This is a genomic window from Mesorhizobium sp. P2_A8 (genome assembly GCF_056404935.1).
In genome coordinates, this window is the sequence record NZ_JBFUDB010000018.1 from 15,473 (window position 1) to 33,558 (window position 18,086).

22 protein-coding genes and 1 pseudogene are annotated in these 18,086 nt (G+C 58.3%); 9 read left to right on the top strand and 14 right to left on the bottom strand.

Going from position 1 to position 18,086, the window contains the following annotated elements; translation table 11 throughout:
* Positions 1-288: 288 nt before the first annotated feature.
* A complete protein-coding gene (locus tag AC1D10_RS34800) occupies positions 289-930 on the top strand; it encodes an MSMEG_1061 family FMN-dependent PPOX-type flavoprotein (RefSeq protein WP_477279735.1) in 642 nt (213 codons plus the stop codon).
* A 213-nt stretch (positions 931-1,143) separates the two neighbouring features.
* Here AC1D10_RS34800 and AC1D10_RS34805 read toward each other — a convergent pair whose 3' ends face one another.
* Together AC1D10_RS34805 and AC1D10_RS34810 are read right to left on the bottom strand one after the other, a co-directional pair.
* Positions 1,144-1,551, bottom strand: coding sequence for a hypothetical protein (locus AC1D10_RS34805; protein WP_477279737.1), 408 nt, complete (start codon positions 1,549-1,551; stop codon positions 1,144-1,146).
* Positions 1,552-1,606: 55 nt separating this feature from the next.
* On the bottom strand, positions 1,607-1,852 hold the full coding sequence (locus AC1D10_RS34810) for a hypothetical protein (RefSeq protein WP_477279739.1): 246 nt from the start codon (positions 1,850-1,852) through the stop codon (positions 1,607-1,609).
* A gap of 1,184 nt (positions 1,853-3,036) precedes the next feature.
* On the opposite strand from AC1D10_RS34810, the gene AC1D10_RS34815 reads away from it, so the two are divergent.
* The 3 genes from AC1D10_RS34815 to AC1D10_RS34825 all read left to right on the top strand — a co-directional run bounded on the left by AC1D10_RS34815 (position 3,037) and on the right by AC1D10_RS34825 (position 4,889).
* Complete coding sequence (locus tag AC1D10_RS34815; RefSeq protein WP_477279741.1) at positions 3,037-3,294, top strand: hypothetical protein; 258 nt, start codon at positions 3,037-3,039, stop codon at positions 3,292-3,294.
* Positions 3,291-3,452 (top strand): hypothetical protein, encoded by a 162-nt coding sequence (locus AC1D10_RS34820; RefSeq protein WP_477279743.1) that lies wholly within the window; start codon positions 3,291-3,293, stop codon positions 3,450-3,452. Before AC1D10_RS34815 ends, AC1D10_RS34820 begins: the two co-directional genes overlap by 4 nt.
* Before the next feature lie 1,107 nt (positions 3,453-4,559).
* Complete coding sequence (locus tag AC1D10_RS34825) at positions 4,560-4,889, top strand: hypothetical protein (RefSeq protein WP_477279745.1); 330 nt, start codon at positions 4,560-4,562, stop codon at positions 4,887-4,889.
* Positions 4,890-5,404: 515 nt separating this feature from the next.
* On the opposite strand, the gene AC1D10_RS34830 is transcribed toward AC1D10_RS34825, so the two are convergent.
* Together AC1D10_RS34830 and AC1D10_RS34835 are read right to left on the bottom strand one after the other, a co-directional pair.
* Positions 5,405-6,001: a hypothetical protein gene (locus tag AC1D10_RS34830; RefSeq protein WP_477279747.1), complete on the bottom strand. Its 597-nt coding sequence runs from the start codon at positions 5,999-6,001 to the stop codon at positions 5,405-5,407.
* A 22-nt stretch (positions 6,002-6,023) separates the two neighbouring features.
* A complete protein-coding gene (locus tag AC1D10_RS34835) occupies positions 6,024-6,767 on the bottom strand; it encodes a DUF4142 domain-containing protein (RefSeq protein WP_477279749.1) in 744 nt (247 codons plus the stop codon).
* Between the two features lie 669 nt (positions 6,768-7,436).
* Here AC1D10_RS34835 and AC1D10_RS34840 point away from each other — a divergent pair.
* Together AC1D10_RS34840 and AC1D10_RS34845 are read left to right on the top strand one after the other, a co-directional pair.
* The gene (locus AC1D10_RS34840) at positions 7,437-8,414 is read left to right on the top strand and encodes an SDR family oxidoreductase (RefSeq protein WP_477279751.1); all 978 of its coding nucleotides are present in this window, start codon (positions 7,437-7,439) and stop codon (positions 8,412-8,414) included.
* A gap of 145 nt (positions 8,415-8,559) precedes the next feature.
* A complete protein-coding gene (locus AC1D10_RS34845) occupies positions 8,560-8,811 on the top strand; it encodes an alpha-ketoglutarate-dependent dioxygenase AlkB (RefSeq protein ID WP_477279753.1) in 252 nt (83 codons plus the stop codon).
* An 11-nt stretch (positions 8,812-8,822) separates the two neighbouring features.
* Here the strand turns inward: AC1D10_RS34845 and AC1D10_RS34850 are convergent, their stop codons facing one another.
* From AC1D10_RS34850 to AC1D10_RS34860, 3 genes are all read right to left on the bottom strand, one after another.
* Entirely contained in the window at positions 8,823-9,248 is a 426-nt protein-coding gene (locus AC1D10_RS34850) for a YhjD/YihY/BrkB family envelope integrity protein (protein WP_477279773.1), read from the bottom strand.
* Positions 9,131-9,691 (bottom strand): hypothetical protein, encoded by a 561-nt coding sequence (locus AC1D10_RS34855; protein ID WP_477279779.1) that lies wholly within the window; start codon positions 9,689-9,691, stop codon positions 9,131-9,133. Before AC1D10_RS34855 ends, AC1D10_RS34850 begins: the two co-directional genes overlap by 118 nt.
* A gap of 169 nt (positions 9,692-9,860) precedes the next feature.
* Positions 9,861-10,070 carry a hypothetical protein gene (locus tag AC1D10_RS34860; RefSeq protein WP_477279755.1) on the bottom strand — a complete coding sequence of 70 codons (210 nt, stop codon included), beginning with the start codon at positions 10,068-10,070 and terminating at the stop codon, positions 9,861-9,863.
* Positions 10,071-10,180: 110 nt separating this feature from the next.
* On the opposite strand from AC1D10_RS34860, the gene AC1D10_RS34865 reads away from it, so the two are divergent.
* On the top strand, positions 10,181-10,714 hold the full coding sequence (locus AC1D10_RS34865; RefSeq protein ID WP_477279757.1) for an inorganic diphosphatase: 534 nt from the start codon (positions 10,181-10,183) through the stop codon (positions 10,712-10,714).
* A gap of 288 nt (positions 10,715-11,002) precedes the next feature.
* On the opposite strand, the pseudogene AC1D10_RS34870 reads toward AC1D10_RS34865, so the two are convergent.
* From AC1D10_RS34870 to AC1D10_RS34895, 6 genes and pseudogenes are all read right to left on the bottom strand, one after another.
* Positions 11,003-11,196: pseudogene (locus AC1D10_RS34870) on the bottom strand (CsbD family protein); the annotation flags it as partial.
* A 1,532-nt stretch (positions 11,197-12,728) separates the two neighbouring features.
* Positions 12,729-12,917 (bottom strand): hypothetical protein, encoded by a 189-nt coding sequence (locus AC1D10_RS34875; protein ID WP_477279759.1) that lies wholly within the window; start codon positions 12,915-12,917, stop codon positions 12,729-12,731.
* Positions 12,918-13,425: 508 nt separating this feature from the next.
* Complete coding sequence (locus AC1D10_RS34880; RefSeq protein WP_477279761.1) at positions 13,426-13,689, bottom strand: c-type cytochrome; 264 nt, start codon at positions 13,687-13,689, stop codon at positions 13,426-13,428.
* 87 nt (positions 13,690-13,776) lie between these two features.
* Entirely contained in the window at positions 13,777-14,025 is a 249-nt protein-coding gene (locus AC1D10_RS34885; RefSeq protein ID WP_477279763.1) for a hypothetical protein, read from the bottom strand.
* A 346-nt stretch (positions 14,026-14,371) separates the two neighbouring features.
* Positions 14,372-15,379, bottom strand: coding sequence for an ABC transporter substrate-binding protein (locus AC1D10_RS34890; RefSeq protein ID WP_477279765.1), 1,008 nt, complete (start codon positions 15,377-15,379; stop codon positions 14,372-14,374).
* Between the two features lie 208 nt (positions 15,380-15,587).
* Complete coding sequence (locus tag AC1D10_RS34895) at positions 15,588-15,821, bottom strand: hypothetical protein (RefSeq protein ID WP_477279767.1); 234 nt, start codon at positions 15,819-15,821, stop codon at positions 15,588-15,590.
* Positions 15,822-15,901: 80 nt separating this feature from the next.
* Here AC1D10_RS34895 and AC1D10_RS34900 point away from each other — a divergent pair, with 80 nt between their 5' ends.
* Both AC1D10_RS34900 and AC1D10_RS34905 read left to right on the top strand, forming a co-directional pair.
* Complete coding sequence (locus AC1D10_RS34900) at positions 15,902-16,204, top strand: ATP-dependent DNA ligase (RefSeq protein WP_477279769.1); 303 nt, start codon at positions 15,902-15,904, stop codon at positions 16,202-16,204.
* Positions 16,205-16,250: 46 nt separating this feature from the next.
* The gene (locus AC1D10_RS34905; protein WP_477279775.1) at positions 16,251-16,643 is read left to right on the top strand and encodes a DNA ligase-like domain-containing protein; all 393 of its coding nucleotides are present in this window, start codon (positions 16,251-16,253) and stop codon (positions 16,641-16,643) included.
* 578 nt (positions 16,644-17,221) lie between these two features.
* On the opposite strand, the gene AC1D10_RS34910 is transcribed toward AC1D10_RS34905, so the two are convergent.
* Positions 17,222-17,527: a DUF1236 domain-containing protein gene (locus tag AC1D10_RS34910; protein ID WP_477279771.1), complete on the bottom strand. Its 306-nt coding sequence runs from the start codon at positions 17,525-17,527 to the stop codon at positions 17,222-17,224.
* Positions 17,528-18,086 lie beyond the last annotated feature (559 nt).

Consider the following 18,086-nt stretch of genomic DNA (forward strand, 5'->3'; position numbering starts at 1 on the left):
AACGTGGTTACCTACATCGTCAGCGACAACGATGTCTCGGCGAGCGTGTCCCGATGGAGCCGGCGAAATTATGAAGGCGACGCCTGGAAATCGCCAAGGAAAGACCAGGATTTTCGGGAGGAGAAAACTTAATCTACTCGCTGTGCCTTTGGTTCCGGCGGCGCACCGTCGCCAAACTGCGAGGGCGCACCCACCGTGAACTTGTCAGGGTCGATTTGGTGGGAAGCCGAGATCCATGCTGTAATCTCGCTGAGGTTTTCCTTCGGCATACGATAGGGTTGAACGCTCATGACCAAGGTTTTTGGCCGCCTCGTGGATCGGCATTTGCAGACGTCCCATGATCTGCGAGGCACGACGCCTTCTCCGAGTCACTGGGTCAACAACAAGGTGATTGACCATGTTGATGACCTGTCGCGGCGCTTTATCGCCGCCTCCTCATTAGTGATCATGTCGTCAGCCCGGCCCGATGGCATTCTGGACATGACGCCTCGAGGTGATCCACCCGGTTTTGTGCGCGTTCTTCATAGTCGTCTTCTCGCAATTCCGGATCGCCCGGGAAACAGGCGGATGGACACTTTTGAAAACGTCTTTGGAAATCCGAATGTAGGAGCACTCTTCATCATTCCTGGGCATCGCGACACTTTACGGATTAGCGGAAAGGGTGCGGTAGTGCAGGATGCAGTTCTCGGGCAGGAACTTGCAGTGGATGGCCGTACGGCTGAACTCATCCTTCTGGTGCAGGTCGAGAGGGTTTTATGTCATTGCCCAAAGGCCTTCATCAGGGGAAAGGTGTGGCAGCCCGACGCCTGGCCAGACACCTCCAACGTGCCAACGCTTGCACAAATGCTGCTCGCGCATGGAGCCATGTCTGAAACTCTTGAGGAAGTTGAGGCCGGTGTGAGGGAAGACCGCGAGACGCGGCTTTATTGACATGGCTGGCGCAGGTCCGGGGGCCCTGTGGCTTGGAGGCCACGCCCACTCCGGGTGGTGGCAACCTCACAGGAAGCAGTAGGGCCACTGAGCCCATGCCAGCCATCAGCAGGCAAGCCGCCATGCCGATTTTGTCGCGCTGCCTATAGCGCCAGACGGCTCCAGCGAGCATCGAGGCGCTGATTGCGGCAATGTAGAGCGAGACGAAAGGGTTCAGGGTGTGGCGGCCTTTGGCAGCACGACGTGTTCGGAGATAAAGGAGTGTTGGCCCGCCATGTAGGCGGCACCAAGAGCAAAGCAGGACATGGAAGCCATCACTAGGCCCATACCGGCATACATCCAACAATTCGACCTGTGGATATGGCTTGCCTCTCGATCTCGTTCCTTCTCGCTCTTGTCAACAAATCTGGCTGATAAGAATGCAGCTGGCCAAGCCATGGCGGCAAGAACCACGCCGGCCGTCCAGCCCATCACCGACCAAACAACCGAGCTGAGCAAGTCCAGTTTGTATAGTTCTGCCAACTGACTGAGCACGGCCACGGAGGCGCCTGCATTTATCAGCATCGCAGCGCCAATCGCACTCTTTGCGTACTCTTGGGAGATTTCCCTATAGTCAGCCAACTTCGCCTCCGTCAAAACTCATGCCGGCAGAACCGGCAGATACGTGCGTCTGCCTTCACCACCTCGGCGCAGTCTGGACGCTTTTTTCGAGGATTGGGCCAAAGGTCTTGGAACGAGGTTCTACCTCTACGACTTGATATTGGTTCGCGGGCCTGCTCTCGCCGAGAGCAAGCACCAGCAGCCCGGCTAGTAAGGGCGAGATGAAAAGCGCCAGGAAGAACCAGCCGGCGCCGCTGCGATCGCGTTTGTTGGCTACTCCGACGACGATCGAAAAGCCAAACCAGAGTAGAATGAACTCCATCCGCGATATCCCCCCATATCGTCGGCGGAAGCCTGAACTAATCAGTCAGTTCGCGCAAGGCGGGTAAAGCACGCCTTCCTCAACCTTACCCAGGCGCCATGGCGGGGCTGTTAGAAATAAGAAAAGCCCGGGGCGGGGGAGCTCCGGGCTTTCCTAAGACAAGTGTCGCTCTTACTCGAACAGGAACCAGCGACGCGGCCATGCTAAATTAGAATATCTGAATAAACAGTTGCCGGCAGGGAAGCGCGCTGGTGGAGGCTCTGTTTACATCGCCATCGAAATCAGGAATATAATCCTCCCGTTGCGGCGACCCTTCAACGGAGATCGCCATGCCCCAAAAGACTCTCGCCGACACCCTTGCCGCCCGCGAAACCATGTATGTCCATTGCGGGCATCCAATGGTGCTGCAAATCCACCAAGCTCGACATTCAAACGCTGATAGACAGGCTCGGGCCTGATCATGGTTCAATGCATTGGGATCTTGTCCGGCTGTTCGGCTGCTTGGATTGCACGGCTGCCGGCCGCGATCGGCGCCCGGTGTTTTTCACGGTCATTCCCGACTACGAAAGCCAGCTGCGGGAGCGGAACCGCGACTGGAAACCGACTTTCGATCGAACCAAGCCGGCTTGACGGAACATTAAAATCTCTAACTATTTTTGGCTGCGGCAAGCGATGCTAACCCCATCAGTGCCTTAAGATCGGGATCTTCACCGGCTCCCGATCAGCCCGCGCCTGCCCGCAGCGGCGCGGTCTTTTAATCGGCCGAGCAGATCACGCTCGAAGTTGAATAGGTGTCTTAACCGGATCGCCATGCCAAACGCCGATTCCCAGCCCGATAACAAGGGCGAAGGCGCGGACGGGCGGCCCGCGCGCCCTGGCGGGGCTGCCTACGCCTATGAATATACGCCGATATAGTGTGTTCTATAATGGGACACCGTCCGTTCCCGAACCGTGCAAGAGACGTTCCTTAAATTAGTAAGCGCTAATAAACTGGCCGCACGAAGTCCGCCACGCGGGCCATAACGGGTCAATTAGGTTTGGCACCGCGATTGCATCGACAGACATGGGGTTGGGGTGAAGACCCGTCGCTTCGCAAATGAGGCGGCGGGCCTTTACTTCCGCACTTGCTAAAATAATGGGATTTTGGAAGAGGGAGCCGTTGGGGAACGGCAAGCGGGGCTGCCATGTTGTTTCCGAAGTTCCTGGTCGGGATGTTCAGCACGTCGGCCGTAGTGGCGATCTGGACTTACCTGGCAACGGGTTCGTTCTGGACGGCGCTGGCCTGGACCTTCCTCGTTTTGATCATATTGCAGGTTGGATATTTGCTGTTGGCATTCGGACTTTTCTATCTACGCCCGACGAAGGGAATAGAAGAAAAACCTGAGCCTCCTCAGCCCATTCGTCGCGATGGCGGTGTTTCATCACCAGGCGGCCGACAATGACCGACAAGCCGGTGACAACAACCTACATAGTGAGCGTGTTTCAGGCGCAGCACTGGCGGATTGTCCTGACCACGACGGACATAAACGAGGCTCTGGCCAAGGCCAAGGCAATCGGCGAACAAGTGCGGATCGAGCGGCGCGTTCAAGAGGGTGGATGACACGCCGTCGAACCCGTTTTCTTCCGCAACCTCACGCCAGCGCCGCCAGCCACCAGCAGTCCGCCGCGTGCCCCCACGCGACGGACCTCCTGATGGGAGCGGCTACATCCCAAGGGTGAACCGCTTGTAGTGTATTGTGAACTGCGGGATCGCGTTAGCCTATGGTGTGATCGCGCAAGTAGGTGCGGGTCGAGGAGATCACGCCGAAGGTGAAGAGGCGGTAGTGAAGATGGTGAGAAGTCTAGCCCTTACCACCACCGTCATTGCATCGATGGCTGCCGCTATCGTGCTGACCTTTATGGCAGCTAAAAGATTTGAGCTACGGCGCCCAAATCCGATCGAGGCTCATATCGAGAGGAACATCTGAGGGGCAACGAGGCGCCCCTGCTAGCCTTGGAGATCGCTATTTTTAGCGATCGGGGGGCGGGAACAAAAATATTCGCCCATCGTTCATTCGCCCATCGTTCAAATGCCGGCCGGATGCCTGTCCCCCCAACCGTTGCCGTGCCCTGGCAGCGGGCTTTCTGCGCGGTCAAATCGCGCTAGCGCACTCTGCGCAATCGGCGACACAACCGATGGTAGATCGGCGAACTCTGGAGGTCTCGCGCTGCATGGGTGAAAAGCAGCACGACAAACAGAACGACCATTGCAGATGCAAACCCCGTAACGAAAGCCATCCAGCCGAACGTCGTTGGAACAGGGATGTTCCCCAGGGAACGCGCAGCGTCAAGCCTTCCGCAGCATCACCCCGGCGCAGCCCCAATTCTCGGCGATGACCTCGACGCCGGCAGATTCGAGGGCCGCCCGGCCACAGGGCAGCGGCAGAGCGCGCTTGGCAGGAATGGCGGGGGTGCAGGACAGCGGCCAGCGGAAACGCGCGCTGGCGAGGCTTCTTACCCAGGCATCTAGGGCAAAGGTCTTAGACCATGGCGCAAAGGTCTGATGCGCCGGAACAGGTGGAACAATAGCGCACTTTAAAGGTTCTGCGCCGGGTCTCCAAACGCCCGGAGCCAACTAGCGCCTGCCGCTGCCGTGAAGGAGCGGCAGGCTTTGCCGGAATGATCGCTGGCTTCGCCCGGCGCACAGAGCAGATAACGGGGTAAAGCAATGCGGATGCTGGTCAGGCCTGCCAAACGGGAAGGAACTTCTCGAACCATCTTCCATCGATCGCTGATTGATGGCGATGTCAAATCTGGAACAGGCGGCCCGGTTATATCGATTGAAGCCGAGGGCATTTACTCGGATGATTCAAAATACCGATACCTGATTGAATTTACGCTTGGTGAACTTGAGGCACTTATCGGAAGCAGCGGCCCGGCACTTGGGGCGGGCGGGCCAATAAGCACCGGGCCTAACCGGCAGGGGCATCAGGAGGGCGGCGCCGGCGAAATGTCGGCATTGAACTTGCACCTCAACCGTCGAAGTAGGGAGGGGTAGCGGCAATGCCGAGCGGGATTTCAAATCCGGTTACCGTGACAATCGACGGGGTTAAGCAGAAATTCCCGTCGCTCACAGATTTGGCGCTCCAAGTAGGTTCAAATCCGAGTGCGGTGGTTACTTGGCGTAGTCGCAACCCCGACCGGCCAATTCAGGACTGGGTGGATAAGCAGCTCATACGCAAAGTCACCAAGGCTAACGATGTTGGGTGATGCCTCGCAAGGGTGCGCTTGACGATTTCCATGAATAAGAATGCAATAGCCCGCAAGGTGTAAAGGCCGTCTCTGGCTGTGTTTCGAACTTCCCGGCGCCAGTGCTGACCGCTGGCAACCGGCCTTCGAAAGCCGTCAAATCCAGAGAGACCACCATGACCTACATCGCAATATGCCTGCTGCCGCAGCCGCCCTGCGCACGCGCCGGTCGCGTTGAAGAACCCGATGTTGCTCCGTCGCGCAGCGGTGCCGTCACCCAGCGGAAATCGAGGGCGGCTGTTCGCCGCCCTCGGGGGCTCAGGCTCAGTTATTGCGTCTTCCCCTAGAGGGTTCCAGATCATCACCCGTGTAGACATCGGCCGTAGGGTCGAATCCTGTCCAGCCGCCTGCTTCGTATTCGTTGCGCCGGCCGGCGATGTCGACCGAATTGTACCGCTTCAGGATCTGTTCTAGGTCCGGGACAAGATTGTCCTCGACCTTGGCGGTGACCATCGTTCCACCACGGCGGACACCTTCCGCGTAGACGTGAGCATCGTTCTCTGGCACGCCGGATTGCGTCATTGCGCCGATGATGCCGCCTGCAGCACCGCCGACGAGGGCACCACTCACGGCGCCGACCGCGGTGGCAGCTAGCCATCCGGCGGCAACCACGGGTCCGACGCCAGGAATGGCCATCAGGCCCAACCCCGTAAGAAGTCCGCCGGCACCGCCAACTACGGCGCCAACGCCTGCTCCTGTCGCGGCGTCTTCACCAGCTTCGGAAGTTTCACCCTTGTGCCAGCCCGTCGAGTTGTTGGCTACGATGCTGATGTCCGAGCGGGGCACACCCGTGGCCTCAAGCTCCGCCACGGCATCGGTGGCATCGTCATAATTGTCGAACAGTCCAGTTATAGTTTTCATGGGAATAATCCTCGGTTTCTGATCAGTTGCTGCCAGCAACCACGTTGCCTTGGTAATCGAGTGCGATGGGCACTGACTTGCCATCCTTGCTCGCGGTTCCACGCCAGATGCCCTTCTCGTCCTTCGTCAGCGCGGAGACGTCGGCGTACCCCGCCTTCTCAATGGCGCTCTTGGCCTGGTCCTCAGTGAAGCTGTTGGCGCCCGGCACCGGCGCTGCGGGATTGGTGATATCTGTGTTGGTGGCGGCTGGGGTGGCGTTGTCGGAAGCCGGCGCCGAAGCCCCGACCTTGTCGATCATTTCCTGATGCATCTTTAGCGTCGGCAAGGTGTCGGCTGCGAACGATTTCAGAGCGGCGTTGTCACCGTCCTTGGCGTAGCCCTGAAACAGGCTAACAGCGTCGGCATGGGCCGCCTTCTGCATATCCACATAGGGTGCATCGAGGGGCGCCGAGGCCGACTGCAGCTTGTCGACATCAGCCTTATGGGGGGAATCCAGGTTCGACGGGACCTGCAACTTTTGCTCACCGGCAATGCTCTCGAGTTTGGCGTTGGCGGCACCGTGCTCGGAGATCATCTTTTGAGCAAAATCCTTGAGGCTCTGATCCTGGAGCTTGTTCTGGGCGACCTTGCTCGATTGCACCTCGAACATGCCGCCGATCGCTGCCTTGGTCACAAAATCCTGAGCTGTTTCTGCGGCCAGCGCAGGCAGCGTAAAGGCCATTGCTGTGGCGATCGACAGGGACGCCAAGCGGAGATTGTTCTTCATGAATGGGTTCCTTCGTTGATGAGGACGATGACCGTCAATCTCCCAGCGGAATCTTTGTTCCGGACGGTGACAATGGCTTGGAGAATAAGTGAGGTGCGGTCTACGGGCCGTGGGGACAGCGAGGTTGACTGACAAATCCGACAACGAAAACGCTGATGAGCGTGCCGGCAAGAAACCTGAAGCGGATGCAAAGGCCAGTCAGAAAGCGCCACAAGGGCGGAAGGAACGACGGCGTAGCATGCGCCAACCCACGCGTGCGGGTGAGTATGGCGGCGATGCGGTCACGTGGGAGGATCTAAAATGTCTGGCAATGAAAACCATCGGGAATCCGGTGCAACAAAATATCCGGCCAAGACCGATGCCGATCCTTCGAATGTATTCTCCCAGGACGCGGCTGGTAACAAGAAGCCCAAGACCGGAGTTGGACTGACGCGTCCCGCGAATGAAGTGGATGACCGGACGCACCAGTCAGACGGTCAGAACCCTCTAGGGCAGGGGGCGCGGAGCGAGACGGTTCGGCCATGACGTAGGCCTACAACGATCAGATGTGATGCCATCGACCGATGCCTCAAATAAACACGCTGATGGAAGACGTCGACGTCTCTGCGGCGGCAACGGTCAACCTTTTCCTTGAACGGACGTTGTTGCTGGCAACCCAAGGAGACATCGATGTCGACCGCCACCAAGACTGACACGTCTAAAGCCACGCAAAAGCAGCGGCTTATACAGCGCAAGGTCGATGCGGATGATCGAACCAAACCGAAATCAACCGCCGCCGGCGCGATGCAGGCCGGTGCCCGAAAATATCCGGCGCCGCCATTTCCAAAGCAGCATCATCCGAAACCCGGACATGAAGCGGAGATCACACCAGCTCCGTTATACGATGCACCGTTCTGGCGCGGCTCTGGCAAGCTCGAGAGCAAGGTGGCGCTGGTCACCGGAGGTGATTCCGGTATTGGGCGTGCGGTCGCCGTTCTCTTCGCACGCGAAGGCGCAGACATTGCGATCGTCTATCTTTCGGAGGATGGCGACGCCGAGGTGACAAAACAGGCGGTGGAAAGCGAAGGCCGCCGCTGCATCATTCTCCGCGGAGATGTCACAGACCGTACCTTCTGCCGGAAAGCTGTGGCCGATACAGTCAAGCAACTGGGAGCGCTCGACGTGCTCGTCAACAACGCAGCATTCCAGGTTCATTCGACCGATTTTGCCGACCTGACCGAGGAGCATTTCGACACGACGTTGAAGACCAACCTATACGGCTATTTCCATATGGCCCAGGAGGCCGTGGCGCATATGAAGGCCGGCTCGGCAATCGTCAACACCGGCTCGATAACCGGTATAGACGGGTCGAAAGAGCTGATCGACTACTCGATGACCAAGGGCGGTATTCACGCCTTCACAAGAGCCCTGTCAAGCAACCTCATCGACAAGGGTATCCGCGTCAATGCAGTAGCGCCGGGGCCCGTGTGGACACCGCTCAACCCGTCTGAAAAGCGGGCTGGCGACGTCTCGAAGTTTGGTGCGAAGACGCCGATGAAGCGCCCAGCGCAGCCGGAAGAGATTGCACCGGCCTATGTGTTTCTGGCATCGCCGCAATGTTCGAGCTACATCACCGGGGAGATACTGCCGGTCATCGGTGGCTATTGACCACCTTTATCCGCCAGCAGAAAGTTCGACCTCAGGCAGGCGAACTGTATTCGGTTTCCGCTGCCATCGGACCGGTAGCGGCTTGGTGGCACGGCCTGGGATCCTTGTCTAACATTCGGCGCAAAACCATCTATGCAGTATTACCTTGAAAGCCACCCATTTCCAGAATGACCTGTTCGGTTCGGCCAACGCGTTGCCGAATGGCTTCCACACCTGCCGGAACTCATCACCGCTGACGACGAGACGTTCCTCGTTTCCGCGCTCTCGCCACGCGATCATGGTTGAACCTCGATCGGTCTACCTCATGTCAGGCCCGGCGCGCAGCGAATGGGAACACAGCATTCCGCCTTTGGCCGAGCATCGCTATTCGATCACGCTCCGAACATTGCGGGTGTAAGCACTGCTTCATCAGAGTGAGCAGCGTTCAGATCGGTGGGCACTAAAGAATGGAGAATCCCCGATCCGAAGCATCAATCTGCACTCTCGCCCAATGTGTCTGCGACGTTTCTCGCGTTCTTCATACGCAATGTTCATGGCGTCGAAGAGCGCCTTCATGCCGCTGTTGGCGCTCCACAGCGTGCGATGCCAAGGCCGATGAAGAAGCCGGTTCCGAGAGCACTCGGTTTCTGTTTGGCCAGGGCCTGCAGTTGTCGCGAATGAGATCGGCCCACCCGACGGAAGCAATCCGCCGAGATACGCGACGTGATCCGCAACTGTCACTGGATCCGAGACAAATCCATAGATCGAAATGAACGCCGCCAGCGCCGGGAATAGCGCCAGCAGCAGATAGAAGGCAGCGCGGCCGCCACCAGCAAAATCCGATCCTTCCCACAGCCGCCAGAAGACATCCTTCCAGCCCAGCGCCGGGATCTCTGATGGCCAGGCAGCGTCGCGTCCACGCCCTCCATGCTCCGACCGCAGGCTCGCTTTGCTGCCTTCTGTCGTTGATGCAGCACGGAGTGAGGACCGCGTTTCGGTCGGCTGCTGTTTCCCTTCCGCCTTCGAAGCCAATGGGCCTTACTTAACCCCGCGTTCAACCAGGGCGCCGAGGTTCGTCGCCAGTACAGCAAAAGCCTCTCTTGCTTTGCCGTCCAGCGCTGCCCTGCTGCACCGCTATCCCTCAGCCTTGAATTCTTTGCCTTTTCGGTGGCCTTCTTCTTGTCGCCGCCATGTTCGCGCAACAGGTCCTTTGCCTGGTTCGGCGACACGTCCGTCATCTCAGCAAGGTGCATCGCCTCGCGGTCAGTATCCTGGGATTTGGTCTGGTCCTTCGGCATGGTGATTCTCCGGTGTGTGAGGACAACAAGAAACTCGCGGGTCGGCGCCTCGCAGGCGACCGGGCGACGCATTCCTAGATCGAGACAATGCCTTGATCTGCACGATGCCCCATCTCCGCACGCTTATGCTCCGCTTTCATCTACAACGGACCAACCACACTCCCGCCGGCTAGTTGTTCTCTCGGCGCTTCTCAATCTCATATGTCAGCCAGCGGCAGAACATACCGATGATGGATAAGACCGCGCCGCCAATCAGACATGCTGTGAGCACGTAGCTTTTCGAAGCGCTCGACCAGCTTACAATGGCGAGCATGAAGACGCTCATCGTCGAGATGAGATAACCCACTCCCTTCAGCACGTGCAGAGAAGGTTTTGTCATATCTGGGACCTCTTCTCTTCGGAACATTCCGCGCGCTCTGAAGTTCCATCGCGTACTGTGTGAGCAGATGGAATCTGCGGCCACCTAAATCCGAATTAGAATGCATCTCGATGCCCAACTACCTGAAACTGCCGACAACCACCAAGGGCCTCATTCGCGTGGTGATCGAAACCCCACGCGGTGCGACGGCGAAGCTTGCCTTCGATCCTGCAACGCTGGTTTTTGGCTATGTCCGCCCTTTGCCGGTGGGCATGATGTACCCCTATGACTGGGGTTTCATCCCGTCCACATTGGGCGAAGATGGTGATCCTCTCGATGGCCTGGTGATCCATCAGGCATCCACCGCGCCTGGCGTCGTGATCAAATGCAATTTGCTAGGCGCATTGCGCGTCAAGCAGAAGGACGAGGGCGGGAAGATATTGCGCAACGATCGCTATGTCTTCTGTCCCCATAGAGAGGCCGCTCCGGATGAGCCGGTGGCGGCTGATCATGTTCCCGATGATTTGCGGCGCGAAATCGAACAGTTCTTTCACTCGTCAGTGCTTGGAACCGGCAAGACCATAAAGTTCAAGGGTTGGCAGAACGCCGCAGAAGCTCGCAGGGCAATCAAGAAGGGCATGAAAGCCTTCATACCACGCGGCTGAGGTGCCTTGGGCGCGAGGAAACTATTTGGCTCGTCATGTGCCTCGAGCCTCGTCCACGAGCGGTCGGCGACCATGGCCGCCACGTCGCGCCGAATTACGCTGCTCAAAACTCCAGGCCCTGCAAAGCTAAGTAGGGGCTTCCATCTCGCCCAAAGTGGTCCGCTGCCCGCGGTTGAGCGGCAGCGGGGTGTCAAGTTTCGCACCGCGAGAACGCGCGGTCTCCGCCCTGTCAATCATAAGTGGCGAGGGGCCGGCGCCACGCCTTAGCCGACGTGCGAACCTACCGCCCTGCCGACCCCACCAGTCATCGATATCACGGCGGGCTCGATCCTTTTCGATGCCGTAGCGTTCTTGGATCTTTCATTCGAGTTGATCGCGTTTGCCCGCGATGCGATCGAGATCATCATCAGTGAGTTTGCCCCGCTGTTCTTTGACCTTACCCTTGACTTGCTTCAGTTTCCTTCGACGCGGTTCCAGTCCATGATACATAGGCCTCCTTCTTTTCATAGAAGCCTGAACGTCGTCGGGCGAGGGGTTCCAAACGGACTTCGCCGAGAGATCGGCGTTCGTCCCAGGTTGGGCCGCCGCCTGGCAACCAACCCCTCCGCCGCTCGTTGACCCGATGCTGGATCCCAGCACTCTGCGTGACCCTGCCCGCCCGTATCCCATTCCGGGCGGGCCTTTTTCCAGATCGTTGGAACATTGTCGCGCCGACGACGTTCGACTGGTATCACTGTCCCCCAGTGGTTCTCCAACCTTAGCCCGCTGCCGAAAGGTGGCGGGCTTTTTGCGTAAGGCTGGAACCTGTTGCAGAAGGTGAAGTTTGATCTTGCTTGGTCCCCTCAACCAGGCAGATAGTCGACAAAGGCCCGTCACGGCTTCCTCCGTGGCGGGCTTTTTTCGTTTCAGGCGTCCAGTTCCAGCGGTTCGTGCCCACGCTGATTGTGCCAGATGATTTGCCTCAAATCGCGCCGGTCCACCCACTGGTCGCATGTCCGGCGTAGAAGTGGTCGCGGTCATCGGTGGGCTGGTCGCCATGGCGTCGGCAGACGGTTGGCGGCCCGAGTTGCGCAAGCTTCGTCATGAGCACTCGAATAGCCGGCGATGTTGAACTATTTAGCTCAATTTCTTTTGATGCAGCGGTGAGAGTGCGAGTGCAGCGCGAGAGATTTGTACCGCCGATAGGCGTAATTGCGTAGTTGCTGATATGCCGGTAATTTTAGGAATGCGGGGGAGATTCGACCCTTCCCGCAAGTGGCCGGTGTGGTCCGCCCACCCAAAGAGCCCAACTGCACCGGCCATTTACCTACGGAATAGGTCAGCTAGGTAGCTTCGTGAAGTCTTTGCGGCGCACGCGTACTGCGGCCAGCAATTCAGCATCATCCTCAGTTATGCCGCTCTGAAAGATGTTCAGTACGGTTAACGCCAGAATCTCGCCATCCACCGATTTGCGGTCCAACCTGGCATCGGCGCATATCTGTCGAACACGCGCTGGCAGGTCGCTAAATCCTCCGGGTTTAGGATTTCGCTTTGCGGGATACGAAGCATCTCTCAACCCTCAAAATGGGCGAGAGTGCAGTCTAGTCTCCCAAGCGGCGATGCCCCTCACGAGCGCCGACATAAGGTAGAATACGCTCTATTGCGCGGTAATCGAGTCCATTTCTCGTGCTGGGCGCGGGGCTAGCCGCCGCTGTTTATCCCGCCACCATATTTTGAATTGTACGGAACCGACAGTGCCGCGGTAGGTTGGGTCTACTAAGGCGGGCTTTATGATGCCACTCACGCTTCGAACCACATTATGCGAGACGCGAGACGCGCTCCATGTCCTCCGACGAAATGTCAGCGCAAGAGGTCACATCCATAGAATGTTGGAGATCGATTGTCTGTTAGGTCTGGCGGAAGACAAGGCAGCGCGCGCAATTGCCTCGATTGACGCCGCGCCTGATGAGGAACCTTCGCTTTACCACGAAGGACAACCCCAAGGCCTTCGCGACGGCTACGGTGGATGAACGAACTACTTCCGCACGATCCATTCCAGCAGCTCGGGTTCAATGTCGGCGCTACCCATAAACTCGGTGATCAAAAGCGTGGCTTTCGCCCGCCATTGGTCCTCGGGAATGTTCTGTTCGAGGACGGATTTTATGAAGGCGCTGCGGATGATATCGCACTCGAAAGACGATACCTGATTACCTGGCTGGTCCATGATGCAACCTCCTATCCAAGGGATGGAAACAGAATGGTAACGCGGGATTCATAATCCATTCGGTCTACGGTGCAACGGGATTCGTCTGTACATTTTTAACCAAGAAGGCCCCGGCGCCAGGGTGAATGCGCCGGGGCCTTTGTGGCATGTACGAACTACCTACCATGTCCGATTATTATCGTGGGCTAATACGGTCAACAAAGGATGAAGGACCAAATCCGATGTCTGAAAAGCCCGTCACAACCTACATCGTCAGCGTGTTCGAGAAGCCGCATTGGCGCACGGTGCTGACCACCAAGGACGAGGCCAAGGCGAGATCACGCCGAAGGTGAAGAGGCGTTTAAGGGGTGGCCGAGGGGCAGGCGTAGAAAAGACACGACTGGACATATATATTTACCGAAGTCCGCCGCCCTGATTCCACATCGCTGTCCTTGGTTATACTTGTCACTGCGGAACTTCGACGGTGATCTTGATCGCGGTATAGTAAGCCGCAACATTGGCGATGTCTTCATCGCTCAGGGACCGCCGACATCATTTGACTCTTGCGCTGTCCGATCTTGTAAGCCATCAGCGAGTGGACAAGATACTCGTACTTCTGCCCGGAGATATTGGGCGTGTAAGACAGTTTGCCGATGCCATCCTTGCCGTGGCACACTTGGCATTGCGTCATGACTTTCCGGCCGGCGATGCTGTCGCCTGCTGCCTGCGCAAATGACGAGGTGACCACGAGGGCAGCCAAGCCAAGGATCAAACCACGCATACTATTGATCATCGAAGTCCTCCCATCGGTTGCCAGTTCGCGGCCTCTATAAGCGCTCGTCGATCAGCGGCGCCGTGCCTTTCGGCCGTTGGCACTTTCTCACCAGTTCGACCGTACTGGCTTCGACCGTGACGCGGCCGAGCACCTGCACCGCACCCGACCTAGATCCTCGTCAACGTAGACAACGTCGCCCTCGAATCTCATCCTGTCGCCTGGCTTCGCCTTTGGATCGACGATCGAATAGGGATTGTTGGCCGTAAGGATGTGCAGGGTCACGCGATCGTGGATGCGCTTGCCCACAGTGGCGAAGATTGCCACCCTGTCACCGATATTGATTTCCCGCGCCATGCATAGGATTTCTGGCGCGGCCTACCGGTTCGTCAAGAGGTTGCTAATATGCGCGATAGCGATCTGATCGAGCGACCTGGCCGCGCGCCTGGACACGCTGGGCCGACCAGCGCCGGCCGATTGGACGCCGATGTTCGCGAATTACAGGCAGGAGGCGAGCAGGCTTGGTTGAGATGGCAGACGGCCCGGCTGCCGCACAGCTATGGGTGACACAGGGGACGGCAACCGGGCCTGGCCGGAGCGGGTTTGGGAACTCCCCCGGCTGGCTGCAATCTGCACTCACGCCAATGAGAGCGCAATTCCCAAGCCACAGGCGGGCGCCAGGACGCGCGGGACTTCAAAGTGCTCAGGTCTTCAACTCCCGCTTAAGTTCGGCGAGAGAGCGCCAGTCCGTGCCGCTGTCGATGATCGTCTGCGGAGTCGACCTGATCATGCCTGCCTCTTGAAGCCGCAGGGAATAGAAACGAACGGCGTCCTCTGAATCGTACTCGCGCCACCTCCGGTAAGGCAGGTCGCTGATCGCTGCAAACGCATCATCGTAGCGGCTGGCGAACCCGCCCGCGACCAAGCGCTCGGCAACCAGCGCCGGCGCGTCGGTGCACAGATCCGCAGCCTTGAGAATGGCGCGCAGCACACGCTTGGTAGCAACCCGATGCGCGGCCACGAAATCGCTGTTGCCGGACAGCATGCAGCAGAAATATTGTGACCAAGGTTGGTCCACAGTGCTGTTGACGATCACGTGCCCGACCTTGCTGCGCCGCAATTCCTGCGGGTCAGGCGGAAAGCCAAGGAAGGCATCCACGTCACCGCGCGCGAACAGCTCCTTGGGCTTGACCGCCGGGTTCACAACCCAGTTGATGTCGTGCGCCGGATCGAGCCCGACATAGGCCGCGATGCTAGCGAGGAATAGATGTGGGCCCGTACCGAGCCCTTGGACGCCGACGTTCCTGCCTTTCAGATCGACGACGCTGTCGATCCCGGGCTTGACAAACAACTCGAAGCAGCCGGGATGGACGCCGCCGAGCAGAGTGAGCCGCGCACCGGAGTCCAAGGCGACGATCGAATTTGTCACGAAGTTGAGGCTAAAGTCGATCTCGCCATTCGCCACCGCGGAGGCCGTGGCCGCACCGGCGCCTGCGACGACATAGTCAACCTCGGTGAAGCCCTCAGCACGCAGAAGTTCCTCGACAACATACTGTGGCGCCACACAGATGCTAGGAGTCTTCGCCAAGCGAATGCGCGTGGTCTCCGGCGGCGGCTCGGCAAAAGCTCGAGTTGGAGCGCCGACGAGGCTGGCGGCGGCGGCGGCCGTCAGGCCGGCCAGGAAACGGCGGCGGTTCTGGATGCTCTGCAAAAGAAGCGCTCCTCTTCGTGCGAATGAGAAACGAATTGCGAGTAACTACCCTCTTGCCATGGTTGAAAAGTCCAAACCAAGGCTGGAAGAGAACTGTACTCCCTATCCGCACCGGCCACTAGAGGGCTTTCGTCGACACGAAGGACGAGGCAGCGGTGTAGGACAGCGGCCGGCGGAAACGCGCGCTGGCGAGCTTCCCTGTGGCGGCTTACGATTTGATAATGGGGGAAGACGGTTTCATCATCACGCGCAATTGCATCAGGTCGATAGTTGCGACGATGGCAGCCGCCAGCGCTTCCGCCTCGTGGATCAGATCCGGACCATAGAGTCCATTCACCATCTCCTCGCTGGGCAGCACGCCGGGCGGGCAGTTTTCTTCGATCGTGCGCCGGATCAGCGTCAGTGCTGCCCGGCATTCGTCGGCTTCGATCTTCATAACCATTGAAACATGCATTTGAGCTAAAATGTTCCGGAACCATATCAGGGCATGCTAATTGAATCGCGGTTTTGCGAGTTCAATGCATGCGTTTGAAGTTCATCCCGCCTTTGATGCCTACCTTGGTGGAGACGCCTCCCGAAGGCGATGGATGGATTCACGAGGTCAAGTTCGACGGCTACCGCTCGCAGCTCGTCATCGACGACGACGGCACCAGGATCTACACCCGCAACGGCCATGACTGGACAGCCAAGTATCGCGACCTGGTGAAGGAGGCCAAAAGCCTCGGCGCCGAAAGCGCCATAGTCGACGGCGAAATCATCGTTCTGAACGAAAAGGGCCTGTCGGCTCGCAGCCCTGCGCAAGGCTATCACCTGGCGCCAGCCTGACCTCTATTTCGTTGCCTTCGATCTGCTGCACCTCAATGGCCACGATCTGCGCGACATGCCGCTGGACGATCGTCGCGAGATTCTCGCCGGGATGATTGAGCGCGGCGGGCGTATTCAGTTCAGCGGAGCGCTGCCGGGCGAAGCCAAGGCCATCTTTCACCTGCTGGACCAAGCTGGACTTAAAGGCATGGTTTCGAAGCGCAAGGACAGCAGATACCGGTCAGGACCGTCAACGAACTGGCTGAAGGCCAAATGCTATTCCATTGACGAATATGAATTGCTCGGCGTCGAGCGCGAAGCGGGCAAACCGGCCTTCGCTGATGGCAGAGCGAGGTACGCCGCTATGTCGGCTCGGCTTTCATCACGCTCAACCGCGAGATGCGCGAACGACTTTGGAAACGCGTCCAGGAACAGGCGGGACCGCCGCCGAAGGGCATGAAGCGGCCGGCGACGCAATGGGTCAGGCCGGGCATCATCGGCCACGTGAAGCACCTCCGCGGTGAGGAAGATTTGCGGCACGCTTCGCTGCAGGACTTTCGAGAGGCTGACGACAGTGGCCGTGGCTAAGAAGGACCAGAGCGCGCAGGTTCGGTCAGTTTGAAATTGATCAAATCCGTTATGTGGGATAGTTCTGCATCAAGCCGAGTTTGAGGGCGGCAAAATGCCAATGCAGCGTTACAGCGGGGTATTTGAGCCCGCTGATCTGGACTTGCTCCAGCGGGTGTTCGACCAACTATGCAACGAGCGCTTCCTCGCCAAGAAGACAGGGAACAGAGGGAACACCTCGCTGAGGAAATCGTCGGCGTTTTCCGGAATGGGATCACCTACGAAGCGGGCCTACTGCAGGCTCTTTCTAAGCGTTCTAAGCGCCGAGCCTAGCTCTGAAGGCGCTTTTTTGTAGGGACCACGCACTGACGGTTTCTCGCCTTCTTAAGCCTCGATCACCTGCCGAAGCCTGACAGCGAGACTTTGGAGCCCGTCGCAATTTGCTGCGACGGGCTTCAGCCATAAGGCTGGTCAGTCGTAGACCTTGATAATCTTGCGAGTGCCCGGATCCACCAGAACTGTCCGATTGTCGATTACGACATAGCGGTATTTGACGTCGGGCACTTGCACTTCATGGAGCTCGACCGTGTCGGGCAGCGCTGTGCCGATGTTGAGTTCCACGCCGGGAATCTTCACCGATGCCAAGGGCTGCTTCTTCACATACTCATGGATGACCGTATCCTGCTCAGGCGTGATTACTACGTCCTGAGCCGCGACCACGCCGACACCGGCCAAGAGCAACAACGCCGCAGCGGCGCCCGTAAGATGCATTCTCATGATTTTCTCCTCTTTGCGGCCGGCGCACCACGACATCGTCTAAGCCGACCTCCAAGCCGAACTTGGGGCAACCTCAAACGTTCCGGGTTGAGGCTTAGGTCGGGCGGCGCATAGGACTTAAGTCTGATCGTAAAACGCAATGGTCTTACCCATGGTGTTGCGTGGAACAGCTTGCTTCCAACGTTATTGTTTCTCCGGAAAGTTCGGAGAAATCAGATGGATAGAAGTGTTAGCCAGGCGCGCTGGTTGCTCGCACCGCTATTCGGGGCCGCCGTCATCTTTCTCGTGGTCGGAATAGTGCTTGGCTGACATTTTTGCAGATCGGCGCAGCTACGTCCCTTCCTGTGCTGATAGGGTTCGCGAGCCGCACGGCGGTTGGCGAACCCAATTGTACCGGGCGCAAAGCCTGCCTTTCCCGGCCGCGCGCCTTAAGAGTTGGTAACATTAGAGTTGTGTAACACTGGGAGGCTTTCTATGGATCGGCGATCCTTCTTGACAGCAATGTTTGGCATTGCAGGGGCCGCGGCCTTTGCAAGCGCGGTTCGGCCTATCAACGCAG